Annotated in this window: 13 protein-coding genes; 9 read left to right on the plus strand and 4 right to left on the minus strand. The window is 72.2% G+C overall.

Annotated elements, in window-relative coordinates; translation table 11 throughout:
* The first annotated feature begins 6 nt into the window (after positions 1-6).
* From pcaH to pcaD, 4 genes are read left to right on the plus strand one after another with little or no spacing between them, the layout of a single operon-like run.
* Positions 7-777 carry a protocatechuate 3,4-dioxygenase subunit beta gene (gene pcaH / locus ACIP79_RS35050; RefSeq protein ID WP_401230037.1) on the plus strand — a complete coding sequence of 257 codons (771 nt, stop codon included), beginning with the start codon at positions 7-9 and terminating at the stop codon, positions 775-777.
* Between the two features lie 2 nt (positions 778-779).
* Positions 780-1,343 carry a protocatechuate 3,4-dioxygenase subunit alpha gene (gene pcaG, locus ACIP79_RS35055; RefSeq protein WP_387187264.1) on the plus strand — a complete coding sequence of 188 codons (564 nt, stop codon included), beginning with the start codon at positions 780-782 and terminating at the stop codon, positions 1,341-1,343.
* Complete coding sequence (gene pcaB / locus ACIP79_RS35060) at positions 1,340-2,668, plus strand: 3-carboxy-cis,cis-muconate cycloisomerase (RefSeq protein ID WP_401230040.1); 1,329 nt, start codon at positions 1,340-1,342, stop codon at positions 2,666-2,668. Before pcaG ends, pcaB begins: the two co-directional genes overlap by 4 nt.
* A complete protein-coding gene (pcaD, locus tag ACIP79_RS35065; protein WP_401230043.1) occupies positions 2,665-3,813 on the plus strand; it encodes a 3-oxoadipate enol-lactonase in 1,149 nt (382 codons plus the stop codon). The genes pcaB and pcaD overlap by 4 nt, the downstream gene beginning before the upstream one ends.
* An 87-nt stretch (positions 3,814-3,900) precedes the next feature.
* On the opposite strand, the gene ACIP79_RS35070 is transcribed toward pcaD, so the two are convergent.
* Positions 3,901-6,570 carry an ATP-binding protein gene (locus ACIP79_RS35070; RefSeq protein WP_401230045.1) on the minus strand — a complete coding sequence of 890 codons (2,670 nt, stop codon included), beginning with the start codon at positions 6,568-6,570 and terminating at the stop codon, positions 3,901-3,903.
* Between the two features lie 259 nt (positions 6,571-6,829).
* Here ACIP79_RS35070 and ACIP79_RS35075 point away from each other — a divergent pair, with 259 nt between their 5' ends.
* Genes ACIP79_RS35075 through ACIP79_RS35085 form a run of 3 tightly spaced genes read left to right on the plus strand, consistent with a single transcriptional unit; the run spans position 6,830 to position 10,371 of the window.
* Positions 6,830-8,164 (plus strand): MFS transporter, encoded by a 1,335-nt coding sequence (locus ACIP79_RS35075; RefSeq protein WP_401230048.1) that lies wholly within the window; start codon positions 6,830-6,832, stop codon positions 8,162-8,164.
* A gap of 4 nt (positions 8,165-8,168) precedes the next feature.
* Positions 8,169-9,323 carry an anhydro-N-acetylmuramic acid kinase gene (locus tag ACIP79_RS35080; RefSeq protein WP_401230051.1) on the plus strand — a complete coding sequence of 385 codons (1,155 nt, stop codon included), beginning with the start codon at positions 8,169-8,171 and terminating at the stop codon, positions 9,321-9,323.
* Between the two features lie 55 nt (positions 9,324-9,378).
* Entirely contained in the window at positions 9,379-10,371 is a 993-nt protein-coding gene (locus ACIP79_RS35085; protein ID WP_401230053.1) for a DUF2510 domain-containing protein, read from the plus strand.
* 242 nt (positions 10,372-10,613) lie between these two features.
* Here the strand turns inward: ACIP79_RS35085 and ACIP79_RS35090 are convergent, their stop codons facing one another.
* A complete protein-coding gene (locus ACIP79_RS35090) occupies positions 10,614-11,228 on the minus strand; it encodes a TetR/AcrR family transcriptional regulator C-terminal ligand-binding domain-containing protein (RefSeq protein WP_401230056.1) in 615 nt (204 codons plus the stop codon).
* A 240-nt stretch (positions 11,229-11,468) separates the two neighbouring features.
* Between ACIP79_RS35090 and ACIP79_RS35095 the strand changes: the two genes are divergently transcribed.
* Both ACIP79_RS35095 and ACIP79_RS35100 read left to right on the plus strand, forming a co-directional pair.
* A complete protein-coding gene (locus ACIP79_RS35095) occupies positions 11,469-12,278 on the plus strand; it encodes a phosphatase PAP2 family protein (protein WP_401230058.1) in 810 nt (269 codons plus the stop codon).
* A complete protein-coding gene (locus ACIP79_RS35100) occupies positions 12,275-13,225 on the plus strand; it encodes a DMT family transporter (RefSeq protein WP_401230061.1) in 951 nt (316 codons plus the stop codon). The genes ACIP79_RS35095 and ACIP79_RS35100 overlap by 4 nt, the downstream gene beginning before the upstream one ends.
* Before the next feature lie 62 nt (positions 13,226-13,287).
* Here the strand turns inward: ACIP79_RS35100 and ACIP79_RS35105 are convergent, their stop codons facing one another.
* Together ACIP79_RS35105 and ACIP79_RS35110 are read right to left on the minus strand one after the other, a co-directional pair.
* Positions 13,288-14,040 (minus strand): LURP-one-related/scramblase family protein, encoded by a 753-nt coding sequence (locus ACIP79_RS35105; RefSeq protein WP_401230063.1) that lies wholly within the window; start codon positions 14,038-14,040, stop codon positions 13,288-13,290.
* 89 nt (positions 14,041-14,129) lie between these two features.
* A complete protein-coding gene (locus tag ACIP79_RS35110) occupies positions 14,130-16,181 on the minus strand; it encodes a phosphocholine-specific phospholipase C (protein WP_401230066.1) in 2,052 nt (683 codons plus the stop codon).
* Between the last annotated feature and the right edge of the window lie 417 nt (positions 16,182-16,598).

Raw genomic sequence — 16,598 nt, forward strand, 5'->3', positions numbered from 1 at the left:
TCGGCCATGATTCTCACCCAGTCGGACATCGACCTCGAGATCAGGGACCGCCAGGACGCGTACGACAAGGCGGTCGCCGGCGGCGGCCAGGTCCTGCACCACGCGCAGCGCGACTACCCCCCGTACCGCAGTTCGGTGCTGCGCCACCCCAAGCAGCCGCTGGTCGCCGTGAGCGGCGGCGACCCGGAGACGGTCGAGCTGTCCGGTCCGGTCTTCGGCGCCACCGACATCACCGAGATCGACAACGACCTCACCCGCCACCACCGGGGCGAGCCGATCGGCGAGCGCATGACCGTCTCGGGCCGGCTGCTCGACCGCGACGGCCGGCCGGTGCGCGGTCAGCTGGTCGAGGTCTGGCAGGCGAACGCGGCCGGCCGCTACGCCCATCTCCGCGAGCAGCACCCCGCGCCGCTCGACCCCAACTTCACCGGCGTGGGACGGACCCTGACGGACGATCAGGGCCGCTACACGTTCACCACGATCAAACCAGGCCCCTACCCCTGGGGGAACCACGCCAACGCGTGGCGGCCCGCACACATCCACTTCTCGGTCTTCGGCACGGCCTTCACCCAGCGGCTGGTGACGCAGATGTACTTCCCGAGCGACCCACTGTTCCCCTACGACCCGATCCTGAACTCCGTGACGGACACGGCGGCCCGCGACCGGCTGATCGCCACCTACCGCCACGACCTCTCGGCACCCGAGTTCTCGCTCGGCTACGCGTGGGACATCGTCCTTGACGGTCCCTCCGCCACCTGGATCGAGGAAGGCCGTTGAGCATGACCGAGCGGTTGCTCCCCACCCCGTCCCACACGATCGGACCCTTCTACGGGCACGCGCTGCCGTTCCCCGAGGGCGGGCGGATCGCGCCGCCGGGCCACCCCGACACGATCACCCTGCACGGGTACGTGTTCGACGGCGCCGGTGTGCCGGTCCCCGACGCCCTGCTGGACTTCTGGCAGGCGGCGCCTGACGGTTCCCTCCAGGGCGCCCCGGGCTCGATGCGCCGCGATCCGTCCACGGGCGGCTTCCTCGGCCGCAACGGCACCGACTTCACCGGTTTCGGGCGGGTGCCCACCGACGCCGACGGGCACTACACGCTCTCGACCCTGCCGCCGGGCGGCTCCGGCCGGCCGTACATCAGCGTGTGCGTGTTCGCCCGCGGCCTGACCGACCACCTCTTCACCCGCGCGTACCTCGGCGACGGCGCCGACCCGCTGCTCGACTCGCTTCCGGCCGACCGGCGCGCCACGCTGATCGCCGCCGAGGGGACGAACCGGACGTACCGTTTCGACATCCGCCTTCAGGGCGAAGGCGAAACGGTCTTCCTGGAGTTCCAGTGACATTCGGTGAATCCGAAGCCCTGCTCGCCCCCGGGTGGGCAAGCTCCCCGGCGTCCGCCGCGACGAGCGACACCGCGTATCTGCACGCGCTGCTCGACGCGGAGGCCGCGCTGACCCGCGCCCAGGCGTCGCTCGGGCTGGCTCCGGCTCAGGCGGCCGCGGCGGTGGACGCTGCCGCCGACATCGCCGGCTTCGACCTCGGGTCGATCGCGCTGCGCGCCCGTGACGGCGGCAATCCGGTGATCCCGCTGGTCGCGGACCTGACGAAGGCGGTCGGCGAGGAGCACGGGGCGTACGTCCACCGGGGTGCGACCAGCCAGGACATCATGGACTCGGCCACCATGCTGGTCGCCGCCCGCACGCTGGACCTGGTCCTGGAGGAACTCGACCGTACGGCGCGGGCGTTGGCCCGGCTCGCGGCGGAGCACCGGGGCACCGTGATGCCGGGCCGGACGCTGACCCAGCACGCCGTGCCGACGACCTTCGGGCTGAAGGCGGCCGGATGGCGGTCGCTGGTACTGGACGCCAGGGACCGGATCGCGGCCGTACGGGGCACGCTGCCCGCTCAACTGGGCGGCGCCGCGGGCACCTTGGCGGCGTTCACCGCCTTCGGCGCGCGGGACCCCCAGGCTCTCGTCGCGGCGTACGCGCGTGAACTCGGCCTCGCCGAGCCCGGGTTGCCCTGGCACACCCTGCGTACGCCGGTCGGTGACCTGGCCGGTGCGCTGGCCTTCACCGCGGGGGCGCTGGGGAAGACGGCGGTGGACGTGCTCACCCTCGCCCGTACCGAGATCGCGGAGGTCGCGGAGGGCACGGGCGGCGGTTCGTCCGCGATGCCGCACAAGGCCAACCCCGTACGGGCCACCCTCGTCGCGGCTGCCGCCCGGCGCGCGCCGTTTCTCGCGGCCACGCTGTACGGGTCGATGGCGGCCGAGGACGAGCGGCCGGCCGGGGCCTGGCACGCCGAGTGGGAGCCATTGCGGGAGCTGCTGCGGCTCGTCGGCGGGGCCGCCCGGGACGCCGCGGAACTGGCCGAGGGGCTGCGGGTGGACGCCGACGCGATGCGCGGGCATCTCGGCCTCACCCATGGGCTGATCGTCTCCGAGCGGCTGGCCGCCGCGCTCACTCCCGTGCTCGGGCGGGCCCGCGCCAAGGAGTTGCTGACGGCCGCCGCGAAACGGGCGGTCGCCGAGAACCGGCCGCTCCTGGAGCTGCTCCGTGCCGAGCCGGAGCTCAAGGATCTCGACCTCGTGGATCTCACCGACCCCGCCCACTACACGGGCTCCGCCGGAGCCCTCACCGACCGTGCCCTGGAGCGACGTTGACCACCCAGCCGACCTTTCCCACCGGCAAACTGCCGCACCACCGGGCCGAAGGGCCGGTCACCGCTCCCCCGCTGCTGCTCGGTCCCTCGCTCGGCACGTCGACCGCGCTGTGGGACAAGATCGCCCCCGAACTGTCCGTGACACACCGGGTGATCCGCTGGGACCTGCCGGGCCACGGCGGCTCCCCGGCGGACCTGATCGGACCCGGCGCCACCGTCGCCGACCTGGCGACCCTGGTCCTGGCCCTCGCCGACTCGCTCGGGATCGACCAATTCGCCTACGCGGGCGTCTCGTTGGGCGGCGCGGTGGGTCTGCACCTGGCCGTGCACCACCCGGAGCGGGTGTCGTCCCTTGCCGTCATCTGTTCCTCGGCCCACTTCAACGGCTCCAAGCCGTGGGAGGAGCGGGCCGCCACCGTACGCCGCGAGGGTCTCGGCGCGCTCGCCGACAGCGCGAACTCCCGCTGGTTCACGCCCGGTTTCACCGTGCCGGAGCTCGTCGAGGACCACCGGACCGCCGACCCGGAGGGGTATGCGGCCTGTTGCGACGCGCTGGCCGCGTTCGACCTCCGCGACCGGCTGTCCGCCATCGGCGCGCCGACCCTGCTGATCGCCGGCCGGGAGGATCCCGCGACACCGCCCGCGCATCTGCGGGAGATCGCGGACGCGGTGCCCGGCGCCACGCTCACCGAACTCGCCGGAGCCTCGCACCTGGCGCCGGCCGAGCGCCCGGAGGCCGTACTCACGGCGCTGCGCGCCCACTTCGACGGGTACGCGCCACGCGGCATGGAGGCACGCCGCCAGGTGCTCGGCGACGCCCATGTGGACCGCGCGCAGGCCCGCCAGACGCCCTTCACCGCGCGCTTCCAGGACTTCATCTCCCGCTACGCCTGGGGCGAGATCTGGACGGACCCGACACTCGCCCGCCGTGAGCGCAGCATGATCACACTCACCGCCCTGGTCGCCCACGGCCACTACGACGAACTCGCCATGCACATCCGCGCCGCCCGCCGCAACGGACTCACCCCCGAGGAGATCGGCGCGGTGCTGCTCCAGACCGCCGTGTACTGCGGCGTCCCGGCGGCCAACTCGGCCTTCGCGGTGGCCCAGCGCGTACTGACCGAGGAGGACGAGACCGGCTCGTAGGCGGGAGCCCGAGCGCAGGCGGGGGCCGTGGACGGGAGCCCGAGCGCGGGCCGGGCCCGAGCGGCACGGGGCGGCCGGGCAGAGGGCCTAGAAGCCGCCCAGCGCCCGCTCCGCCTGTGCCACCACCCCGTCGGCGCCGCACGAACGGGCCAGCGTCAGGCCCTTGTTGAGCTCGGCCACCGAACGGGAGGCGATGCCGTACTCGACGCGGGCCGCCGCGTGTTCGTACTGGCAGGGGGAGGCCTCCAGATAGGCGACCGCCTGGGCGGCGAGCCGTACCGCGCGCTGGCCCGACTCCAGGGCCGCCGCGCAGCGCAGAGCCTCACCGATGGCGGTGTCCGTGCCGAACCGCTCGGCCTGACGGCGGGCGTCGGCGGCCAGCGCCGCGGCGCGTGCCGGATCCTCCGTGGCGAGGGCGCGCGCGAGGTCGACGGCCCAGGGAGCGAGCACCGTGTTGTGGTGACCGCGGGTGGCGGCGGCCTTCTCCGCCGCCTCCAGTTCGTTGATGCCCTCCTTCGTACGGCCGGCGGCGAGCAGCAGACGGCCGCGTACGGAGCGGGTGTCGGGGAGGACGATCGTGGACGGGTAGGGCGGGGCGAAGCCGTACTGGTCGGCGATCTCCTCGGCCTCCACGACATGACCGCGGGCGAGCAGCGTGTCGATGAGCCCGCAGGTCGCGGACCAGTACAGGGGCAGCCCGCGCCCGACCCGCTCGGCGAGGCGCAGTGATTCGCGCTGGTAGGTCTCCGCGTCGGTGAGGCGGCCGCGTCTGCGGTGCGCGAGTCCGAGGTAGGCGTTGGCCAGGGCGAGGTGGCCGCCGCTCCAGCCGGCCTTCGTGTAGGCGTGCAGGGCCTCGCTGAAGAGGCTCTCGGCGCGGTCGAGCCGGTCGGCGTAGGTGTACGCGCTGCCCAGCATCAGGAGGAGTTCGACGCCCCACTCGGTGTCGGTCCAGCCCAGTCCCGGTGCGAGGCGGCCGTTGACGAGCGCCCGGTCGCAGAGTTCCGCGACCTCCTCGGCGCTCTCGCCGCGGGTCATCGCGTCGAAGCCGCGCAGTATGAGCAGCGCCCGCTCGGAGTTGTCGCGGCCCGTGCAGGTCTTGACGAGTTCGGCGAGACCGTTGGAGCGTCCCGCGGTCTCCTCCTCGCCGGCGTGGATGCCCTCCCACATGTAGTGCACGGCCTGGAGCCGCATCCGGGCGGGGCCCGCGTCGAGCCGCGCCGCCTCGCGGTCGACGGTGCGGACGGCCTCTTCCAGCTGGTTGTTGTGCAGGAGCGCCTGGGAGAGACGGAAGACCGCGTCCACGCGCAGGTCGCCTTCGAGGCCGGTCCTGTCGAGCGCGGCCCGCAGATGACTGATCGTCGTGGCGGGCGCGGTCAGGAGGGTGGCGCAGCCCAGTTCGTAGAGCACGCGCGCGTGGACGTCGGGAAGCGGGGGTTCGGCCAGCGCGCGTTCCAGGCAGCGCCTGGCGGCGTCGGGGGCGCCGACGGCGAGGTGTTCGCGGGCGGCCTCGCGCATCTGCTCGACGAGTTCGGGGTCGTCGTCCGGGTGCACTTCGAGGAGGTGCCGGGAGGCTGCCGCGGCGCCGCGCCCGGAGTCGGTGACCGCCCAGGCGGCCTGGCCGTGCATCGCGGTGCGCAGGGCGTCCGGGATCGAGCGGTAGACGGCGCTGGCGATGAGCGGGTGCACGAACTCCAGGTCGCCCTCGCCCACCCGGCCGTTGACCTGCGGGGTCCTGGTCAGGATGCGGGCCTGGCCGAGGAGTTCGGCGCAGCCCTGTGCCTCCTCGACGGGCATCCCGGCGAGGTGGGCCGCGAGGTCGAGGGAGATCCCCGTGCCGAGGATCGCCGCCGCCCAGGCGAACCGCGTCGCGTCGATGCCGAGTCCTTCGAGGCGGGCGACGAGTCCGCGGCCGCGGGCCGAGCGGTTCAGGGCGCGCAGTTCGGCGGCCGACGCCTCGACCGGGTCGAGGCCGCTGTCCTGCACCTTGGCGAGCAGTTCGACAGTCTCGTACGGGTTGCCGCCGGTGACCGCCCACACCTCGCGGCAGAACGGCGCGTCGGCGTGCTCCCCGATGGTGGCGCGGGTGAGTCCCTCGGCCGCCGCCGGGGTCAGCGCGCTCAGGGTGGCGATCGGGCGGCCCGCGGCGGCGATGGTGTCGAGGTAGCCGGCGCTCGGTCCGCTCAGTCCGCCGATGCGCCGGGCCACCACGACGAGGACGGACAGGTCGTCGAGGCGCTCGGCGAACGCGGCCAGCCAGCGCAGGGTTTCCTGGTCGGCCCAGTGCGCGTCGTCGATGAGGAGCACGAGCGGCCACTCGCGCTTGGCCAGCCGCCGCACGGCCGCGACCAGGCCGTCGCAGACGCCCTGCGGGTCGGGCTGCCGGTCGCCGGGGTCCGTTATGCCGAGCGCGGGTCCGGCGATGTCGTACCAGTCGCCCAGGTACTCGCGCGCCTCCTCGGGCAGCAGCGAGACCAGGACGGGTTGCAGGAGCTGCCGTACGACGTTGAAGGGCACGGAGGTGACGGTCTCGCCGCCCCGTGCCGACCACACCGCGCAGCCGGTGCTCTCCGCGATCCGGCGCGCTTCCGCGAGGAGCGCGGTCTTGCCGAGGCCCGCGTCGCCGCTGAACATCAGCAGGTTTCCCGAGGAAGCGGAGTCGGCGCGCAGGGCGCCGATCGCCCGTTCGAGCGTGGCGACTTCCGCGTCGCGCTCCCACAGGGGAGCCGAGGCGGCCACTCCTGGCCGCGCCTCCGTCATCCCGCTACCTCCCCAGGTCGCCCAAACGACGTACAGGTAACGAGCCTAGCCCTCCTGAAGCCGCCATGTCGGCGGGTCCGGGCAGCTGTTGCCGAGACGGGTGACGGCGCGGTTCCGGAGGCGACGCGCCGGTGCTCCCACCAGCCCGGGTGAAAGTTATTGACACCCAAGCACCCACGAACTGAAACTAACTTTCCAACATCGGCTTCCGCCGCCGGCCGGGCAGGTCCCGCCCCGGCACCCCCCAGGAGGAACCGGCATGAGCGCCCCCGCGCACGACCTTGACCTGCGCGCCTCCCCTCCCCGCCAGTCCCGGAGAGCTCTGGCGGCCGGCTCGGTGGGCAACTTCATCGAGTGGTACGAGTTCGGGGTCTACGGCTATTTCGCGACCGTCATCGCGGCGCGGTTCTTCACTCCGGAGGGCGGCGGCGAGGCCGAGGCTCTGGTGAAGACGTATGCGTCCTTCGCACTCGCGTTCTTCTTCCGGCCCGTGGGCGCCGCGCTGTTCGGCCGGCTCGGCGACCGGATCGGACGCCGTCCGGTGCTGGTCCTGGTGATCGTCCTGATGACCGCCGCCACGACCCTGATCGGCCTGCTGCCCACGTACGCCACCGTCGGCGCCCTCGCCCCGTGGCTGCTCACCTTTCTCCGGGTGCTCCAAGGGCTCTCCGCGGGCGGGGAGTTCGGCGGCGCGGTCTCGGTGATGACGGAGTTCGCGCCACCGGGCCGGCGCGGCCTCTACGGGTCCTGGCAGTCGTTCACCGTGGCGCTCGGACTGCTGGCCGGAGCGGGGGTGGCGGCGCTGCTGGCCACGGCGCTCAGCGCACACCAGCTGCACGAGTGGGGCTGGCGGCTCCCCTTCCTGCTGACCCTGCCGCTCGGCCTGGGCGCCCTGTGGCTGCGGATGCGGCTGGACGAGACACCCGCCTTCGAGAGGGAGCGAGGGCGAGAACAGGAGCAAGTGCGGCCGAGCGCACGGGAGTTGACGCGGGCGATCACCCTCGGCGCCGGACGCGTCATGGGCTGGGCGGCGGCCGGGTACACCTTCCTCGTCGTGCTCCCCGCGTATCTCCAGAACAGCCTGGGCGCGACCTTCCAGCAGGCGCTGCTGGCCACGGTCGTCGCCAACCTCGGCTTCGCGGCCACGATCATCCCGGCGGGGCTGCTCAGCGACCGGATCGGACGGCGCCCGGTGATGCTGGCGGGGGCCGTCCTGGTCGCCGTACTGGCGGTCCCGCTGCTCAACACCGTTCAGGACAGCGGGACTTCGACGGCGACGAAAGGGGCCGCCGTGTTCCTGGCGGGCGCCGTGGTCGGCCTGATGGCGGGGCCCGGTCCCGCGATGCTCTCGGAGATGTTCCCCACGAGCGTCCGCCACACAGGCCTGGGACTCGCCTACGCCCTGTCCAATGCGGTGTTCTCGGGCTGCGCGGGGCTCATCATCACCGAGACGATCGAACGGACGGGCAGCGTGGACATCCCCGCGTACTACGCGGCGGCGACCTGCGCCGTCAGCGCCCTCGCGCTGGCCACGCTCCCCAACGGACGACAGACCCACGGGCCCCCCGAAGGGCGACAGGCACAGAGGAGTTGAGATCGTGCGGGTGATCGGCCTGATGTCCGGCACGTCGTACGACGCCATCGACGCGGCGGCGGCCGACCTGACCCTCGACGAGGAGACCCTCGTACTGCGGCCGTTGGGGCTCGTCAGTGCGCCGTACGCCCCCGAACTGCGCGAGACGCTGGCGGCGGCCATGCCTCCGGCCGCGACGAGCCTGGCGGAGGTGTGCCGCCTCGACACCCGGATCGGGCAGTCCTTCGCGGCGGCGGCCGTCCGGGCGGACCATGAACTGTGCGATGCGAAAGGCGAGTTGGTCGCCTCTCACGGCCAGACCGTCTACCACTGGGTGACGGACGGACAGGTGCACGGGACCCTCCAGCTCGGGCAGCCCGCCTGGATCGCCGAGGCGACGGGGCTGCCCGTGGTCGCCGACTTCCGCCCGCGTGACATCGCCGCCGGAGGCCAGGGCGCGCCCCTGGTCAGCCTGTTCGACCTGCTGTGGCTGCGTGGCAGACCGGGGACACCGGTGGCGCTGAACCTGGGAGGGATCGCCAACCTCACCGCGCCTGACGGCACCGCCTTCGACACGGGCCCGGCGTGCGCGCTCCTGGACGCGGCGGCGCGGGGCTTCAGCGGTGGCCGCCTCGACCACGACGTGGACGGCGCCCTCGCCGCCCGTGGCACCGTCCACGGCCCGCTGCTGGGCCGGCTGCTCGCGGAGCCGTACTACCGGCTGCCCGTCCCCAGGACCACCGGCAAGGAGCTGTTCCACCTCGGCTATCTGCGCGACGCGCTGGCCGGGTTCGGGACGCTGACCGCCGAGGACGTCATCGCGACGCTCACCGCGCTGAGCGCCCGCACGGTCGCCGACGCCGTACGCACGGTCGCGGCCACCGAGGTGATCGCCTCCGGCGGCGGCACCCGCAATCCGGCGCTCATGGCGATGCTCGCCGCGGAGCTCCCCGGCGTCACCCTGCGCACCTCCGACGCGCTGGGCCTGCCCTCGGCCGCCAAGGAGGCGTACGCCTTCGCCGTGCTGGGGTTCCTGACCCTGCACGGGCTCGCGGGCACCGAACCGGCGAGCACCGGCGCCCGGCATCCCAGCGTGCTCGGGTCGGTCACCCCGGGCCGGGACGGTCTGCGACTGCCATCGCGCGCCGACCGAGCACCTCATCGCCTCCTGCTGGAATGAACCTTCCCCGCCCCCTCTCATCCGTCTTTCACCCGGGCCTCATACGGTGGGCACCATGACGCAGGTGACTCCTCCCGGCTGGTATCCCGACCCCGGGCAGACAGATGACAGTCCCGCAGCCGAGCGCTGGTGGGACGGCAAGACCTGGACGGACCAGACCCGGCCCGTCGGGCAGGCCGCCGTGTGGGGTCCCCCGGGGCACCCGACGGACTCAGGACCGTATCCGGCCTATCCGCCGGCCTACGGACCGTATCCGGCCCACCCGATGGCTCCGCCGCGGCGCGGGCTGCGCACGGGCATAGCCGTCGCCGTGGCGATCGCGGTCCTGGCGGGCATCGGAGGCGGGGTGTACGCGCTGACCAAGGACGACGGCGCGAGCGACGACACCGCCAACTCCCAGGGCCCCGGCGGGTTCCAGGGCGGTCCGTCCGGTGCCCCCAGCGGAGGCCCCGGCGGTGGTTCGGGCGGCGACTCCGGCGGGCAGACACCGGCGCCGGGTCAGTCCGGGCAGCCGGAGACCGAGGACGGTTTCGCCACCGACCCTGTCAACGGCATCAGCATCCCGGTGCCCGACGGCTGGACCGGCTCGTCCATCTCGGTGGGCGCGGCGGTGACCTCGGACGACTCCTACAAGTGCCCCGGCGACACCACGGCGACCTGCACCGCGGGCGGGCTGTACTCCGCCCCGGCGCTGGCGCTCGAACTGAAGGCCACCACGGCCGAGGCGGCGGCGAAGGAGGACATCTCCAAGAACGCGGAGGAGTCCTACGGCGGCAAGTCCTACGGCGAGATCACCTCGCACGAGGTGCTCGCCTCCAAGGCGGTCACGGTGGCCGGGCAGAAGGGCTACCTGGTCCGCTGGAAGGCCGTCACCAGCAAGGGCGAGGACGGCTACGTCGAGTCGCTCGCCTTCCCCTCCCCGCTCAACACCGGGCAGCTCGTCGTGATCCGTTTCGGCGTCGACGCCAGCGAGAAGCAGGACGTGATCGACGAGATCACCAAGGGCATCAAGGTGGCCTCGGGGAGCGGCAGCGGACAAGGCGTCTAGGGGCCGTCCGGGGGGTGTCCAGGGGGGTGTCGTCACACTCCCGTCCGCCGCGCTCCGGGCGACGGCCAGTCCGTGGGGTCCGGCGGATCGCGCCGGACACGGAACGGAAACTGTTCGGCCGGGTGAGGTGCCTCTCCGCTCAAGAGGCACCTCACCCGGCCGAGGGTTCGCGCCGCCCCCGTCCCCACGGTGCGGCGCGCGCAGGCCGACGTCCGGTCATCCCACGGACGGCGGCCTGAGTCTCAGGTGAGGCCGAGGGCCGGAATCACCACGGCCTCCACGAACTGTGTGAGATACGCCGAGTCGGCGTACCGCCCCTCCAGTACGGGGCGGACCCGCATCACGCCGATGACCTGCGCCGGAATGAACTCGAGCGCCGGGTGATCGGCCGCGATCTCGCCCCGGTCGACCGCGCGCTCGATCATCCCCTTGAGCGCGGCGACCTCGGGCTCGATGAGCGCTTCGCGCAGCGCCTGCTGGAGCTCCTTGTCCGCCATCACCGTGTGGCCGAGCGCCTGGAGCAGTTGTGTGTCCCGGCCCGACCAGACGCCCGCGGCGTGCGCCGCCGCGCGGAGGTCACCGGCGAGCGAGCCGGTGTCGATGCCCATGAACCGCGGGCAGCGGTTGGCGCGCAGCGCCGCCGCCACGAACTGGGGCTTCGTCTTCCACTGCCGGTAGAGCGTGGACTTGCTGCACCGGGTGCTCGCCGCCACGCCCTCCATGGTGAAGGCGTCGTAGCCGCACTCGCGTAGCTGTTCGATCACGGCGTCGTAGAACTCCCGCTCACGCTCGGGCGTGATCTTGGAGCGGCGCGAGGCGACGACCGTCTCCGGTCCGTCCGCGGCCTGCGACGTCATGCTCTTCTCCTCGCTCGATCGGTTCGGCACGGTTCGGCGTCCAGCAGGATTCGGTGGTCCGCCTCACACAGTCTAATCGATACGCCAGTGTACCGGTACGGCAGCGTATCGGTACACTGGCGTATCGATGAGCCTTGGACAGGACCCACTCCCCCGTCGAGTGGACAGGCACGGAGTGGACCTTGTCCTGGGCTCACCACGCACCACCCCACGCGAGACCGTCAGCAAGGGGGCCGGGGGATGGATTCCCGTACCGAGCCTGCAGAACCAGAGACCGAACCGAAGACCGCCCGCCCGCCGCTGCTGCGCGAGCTCCTGCTCGTCGTCGGGCTCTTCCTCATCTACAAGATCGGCCGGCAGCTGGCCGCGGGCCACACCGCCGAGGCCTTCCGCAACGCGGACCGGGTGTGGGACTGGGAGCGCACCCTCCACCTGCCGGGCGAGGGCGCCGTACAGGGCGCGCTGCTGCACAGCGACACCCTCGTGCACGTCGCCAACACCTATTACGCGACCGTCCACTTCCCGGCCACCGTGGCCTTCCTGATCTGGCTGTACCTCAAGCGTCCGGCCCACTACGTGTGGGCGCGCCGGGTGCTCGCGGTGGTCACCGGCGCCGCCCTGGTGGGGCACCTCTTCTTCCCGCTCGCGCCGCCGCGCCTGCTGAAGGCGGCGGGTCTGGTGGACACCGGACAGGCGTACGGCCCCACGGTGTACGGGGCCCACCCGGCGACCGACGCGGTGGCGAACCAGTTCGCGGCGATGCCCTCGCTGCACTTCGGCTGGGCCCTGATGGTCGCGATCGGCCTGATCGCCGCCACCCGCTCCCGCTGGCGCGTGCTGTGGCTGCTGCATCCGCTGGTCACCCTGCTGGTGATCGTCGGCACGGCGAACCACTACTGGCTCGACGCGATCGTGGCCGCCGCGCTGCTCGGGATCGCCCTCGCGGTGATCCACCTGCCGCACCGGACCACGACGACGGCGGGGCGCGCCCACGAACGCGCCGACGACTCCGTACGGGACATACCCGAGCTGGTCGGAGCCGGCCGATGAACGCCACCGTCCTCGCCGTCGTCCTGTCGCTGTTCTCGGCCGTCGCGTACGCCGCCGCGGCCGTGGCGCAGGAACGGCTGGCGTCCCGGGGTTCGGAGTCGGGCGCGCTGCGACTGCTCGGCAGCGGGGCCTGGTGGTGGTCGGTCGCGCTGAACGCGGGTGCCGCGCTGCTGCACGTCGCCGCGCTCAAGTACGGGCCCCTCACGCTGGTGCAGCCGCTCGGCGCGCTGACCCTGGTGGCGGCGGTGCCGCTGGGGGCGCGGGTCGCCGGGCGGCGGGTCAGCGCGGTCGAGTGGCGCGGCACCGCGCTCACCCTGGCCGGCCTGGCGGCGCTGCTCGTCACGGCGTCCGGGCCGGCGCCCGAGACGGTGCTGAGCGTGCCGCAGGCGGTGGGCGTGGCCGGTGCGACGGCCGTGCTGATCGGCGCTCTCGCGCGGCGGGGCACCCGGCCAGGGCTGCGGCACGCGACCGCCTCCGGTTTCGCCTCCGGGGTCGCCTCGGCGCTCACCCAGACGGTGACGGTGGCCGCGACCGACCGCTCGGACTCGCTGCTGAGCGCGCAGGTGATCGTGGTGGCCCTGTTGGTGGCGGCCTTCGCGATGGGCGGCCTGCTGCTGTCGCAGACCGCGTACCGGGGCGGGCTCGGCGCGCCACTGGCCGTCGTGACGCTCGCCAATCCGCTGGCCGCGGCGGTGGTCGGCCTGTCCCTGCTCGGCGAACGTCTTCAGGGCGGCGCGGCGGGCGTGCTCCTCGCGGCGGCGGGAGCGGCGATCGCGGCGTGGGGCGTGGTGACGCTGTCGCGCTCGGTGCCGGAAATCCCGCTCCTGGCCGACGACCACGAGGAGCATCCGGTCGCAGCGGTACTGGCACTCACCCCCGAATCGGCGGCGTACGAACCCTCGTTGCTGCCGCAGCAGCCGAACCCGGGTCATCTCACGGCCCTGTAGGGCGGTCACGGGAAAGGGCGGCCGCGGAGTTGTCCGCGGCCGCCCTTTCCCGTCGCCTCGCGTCAGCCCAGTCCGCGGGAGTCCTGCTTGAGGGCCGTGTCGACGGTCAGTGCCGTCGCGACGACCAGGCTCAACAGCGGCTCGGGGAGCTGGAAGTGGATCTGGAGGACGTAGTTGTCCGCACTGGTGAACATCGTCTTGGCGAGGCCCTCCCAGGTCTTGGTGATCCGTGCGACCTCGTTGCCTGACTGGTCGACGATCGCGAAGTTCCAGGCGCGCCAGTTCTCCGCCTTGATCGCGCCGACCTGCTGACCACCGGCGTTGATCGCGAAGTTGATCTTCCCGACCATGTTCTGCTGCACGATCTCGCCGACCGGTGAGCCGTCCGGACGCGCCACCAGGACCCGCGACTTCAGGAACTTCCGGGGGCGGGTCAGCAGGAGCTGCGGCTGACCGCCGGCGTCACGGATCTCCAGCTTGTGGGTCATGAACTGGTCGAAGCTGGCGACGAAGCGCAGGATCTTCCTCAGCGCGCTCTGTCCGACCTGGACGACCGAGCCGAGCTGGTTGCCCTGCTGGTCCATGACCTTGTACTCGTTGGTCAGCTCGATGAGCTTGGCCTTCTGGTTCACCACGAGCACCGGCTCGGTGAACAGGGTGCCGCCGCCCGCGCCGCCCGCCGTGACCCCTGCCTGCCGCTGTACCTGGCGCTGCACGCGCGGGTCGGCACCCGCGGCGGGCTGCTGGGCGTACGTCTGCGGCGTCCCGTTCGGGCCCGAGGGCCCGCCTGCGGGAGTGTTCGAATGTGTGTTCACCGAGGCACACTATCGTGAGATGGCCGGAAATCAACCGGCGGTCGGCCAGGCCTTCGCGGGTCCCGCGGGCAGGCCTGGCCACCGGTCCGTCAGTGGGTCACGATCGCCGGGTCGCTGACGCCGGGCTCGCCGTTCTCCACGTGTCCGGCGAACCGGCGGAGGAAGCCCGCGTCCGCGTCGGAGACGACGGTCAGGTCGTACCACCGCTTGCTGGCCCGCAGTGCGAAGGTGTGCCGCACGGTAGCCCCCGGCCGCACCCTGAACGACTTCGGCCGGCCGCCGTAGCCGTCGCTCACCTTCAACTCGACCGTGCCGTGGCCCTCGTTGGTGAAGGTCAGCTCGATGTCACCCCCGGTGTGCCGCGCGGTGACCTCGGGTCCGGCCTTCTTGCCGGGGCCCTTGAAGGTGCGCAGGAAGCCGTTCGGGCCGTGCACCGTCAGGTCGTACGAGCCGTTGGAGTACGCCGAGTTCCAGGTGTCCGAGACCTTGCGGCCCGCCTCGGTCGTGTAGGTCCAGGGGCCGTCGGTGCGGTTGCCGGACGTGACGAGGAAGGCGGCGCCGACCTTGGCACCCGAGCCGAAGGTGAGCGTGAACTTTCCGGCCGCCGGGTCCGCCGAACCGTCCACGAGCGGCTTGTACTTGAGCGGACGGGCCGGACGCGTGCCGCGCTCCTGCTTGGGCAGCGCGGGGTTCGCGGGCGGCGTCGGCACGTAGTCGGGGTGGCGGTCGCCGTCCTGCGGCTCGTAGCCGTCGGTGTCCGGCAGCGCGACCGGCCTGGTGTCCTTGCGGGCGAAGTCGAAGGCCGAGCTGAGGTCGCCGCTGATCGCACGCCGCCAGGGCGAGATGTTGGGCTCGTGCACGCCGAAGCGGCGCTCCATGAACCGGACGATCGAGGTGTGGTCGAGCGTCTCGGAGCAGACGTAACCGCCCTTGCTCCAGGGCGAGACGACGAGCATCGGCACCCGCTGGCCGAATCCGTACGGTCCGGCCGTGCGGCTCGCGTCGCCCGCGTAGAGGTCCGGGCCGACGTCGACCGTGGACCTGCCCTGGGCGGCGGACTGCGGCGGGAACGGCGGTACGAGGTGGTCGAAGAAGCCGTCATTCTCGTCGTACGTGATGAACAGGGCGGTCTTTCCCCACACCTCCGGGTTCGAGGTGAGCGCGTCCAGGACCTGGGAGATGTACCAGGCGCCGTAGTTCGCGGGCCAGTTGGGGTGCTCGGTGAAGGCCTCGGGCGCGACGATCCAGGAGATCTTCGGCAGCTTCTTCGCCTTGACGTCGGCCTTCAGCTGGTCGAAGAAGCCCTCGCCCTTGCGGGCGTCGGTGCCGGTGCGGGCCTTGTCGTAGAGCGGGTCGCCGGGCCTCGCGTTCCGGTACTTGTTGAAGTACAGCAGGGAGTTGTCGCCGTAGTTGCCGCGATAGGCGTCCGAGATCCAGCCCCAGGAGCCGTTCGCGTCCAGACCGTCGCCGACGTCCTGGTAGATCTTCCAGGAGACACCGGCCGCTTCGAGGCGCTCGGGGTACGTCGTCCAGTCGTAGCCGACCTCGTCGTTGCCGAGGACCGGGCCGCCGCCGACACCGTCGTTGCCCGTGTAGCCCGTCCACATGTAATAGCGGTTCGGGTCGGTCGAGCCGATGAACGAACAGTGGTAGGCGTCGCAGATGGTGAACGCGTCGGCCAGCGCGTAGTGGAACGGGATGTCCTCACGCGTCAGGTACGCCATCGTCGTCGACGACTTGTTGGGCACCCACTTGTCGTACTTGCCCTTGTTGAAGGCGGCGTGGCCGTCGCTCCAGCCGTGCGGGAGGTCCTGGATGAACTGCATGCCCAGGTCGTCGGCGTCGGGACGGAAGGGGAGCACGTCCTTGGTGCCGTCCGACTGGTACCAGACCGACTTGTCGCCCGCCGGCTTGGCCGGAACCGGGTCACCGAAACCGCGGACACCCCTGAGCGAGCCGAAGTAGTGGTCGAAAGAACGGTTCTCCTGCATCAGGACGACGATGTGCTCGACGTCGTCGATGGTCCCGGAGCGGTGGTTCGCGGGCAGTGCCGCGGCCCGCTCGATGCTGCTGTTCAGCGCGGTGATCGCCGCGGTACCGCCGGCGAGCTGGAGGAAGCGGCGCCGATTCACTTGGGGCATGGCTGGGTGACCTCTTGTCCTGACGAAAGCAACGGAAGTACGGAATGACCGGGCGGGCCGGATACCACTGGACGTGCGACTGGAGTGTTCCAAGTGCACCGAACGGCAAGGAAGGGTCCCGAGACCCCCGTGTGAATCTCGGCGGTACGTGCGGCGAACGGCCGTGAACGGAACGCCGACCCCCGCTCCCGCAACCAACGCCGGGCAAAAAAGCCCGTCACGCGGGCTCGGGCCGCGCGCCGGATTCCGCCCCGGTCACCGCGGGTGTCCGATCCCACGGTCCGGCATCCGGGCGATGTTCCCCGCGACCGCGCGCGGCCCTCTAGTGAGCTGGTTTTGAGTTCTCCCGTCGCCACTTGAGTCGTGTTCTGTTTCGGATTGTGGCTTGGGCGGTGACGGGGCTGGTGGTTTGCGGTC

The organism is Streptomyces sp. NPDC088747, from assembly GCF_044751025.1.
Classification (GTDB): Bacteria; Actinomycetota; Actinomycetes; order Streptomycetales; family Streptomycetaceae; genus Streptomyces.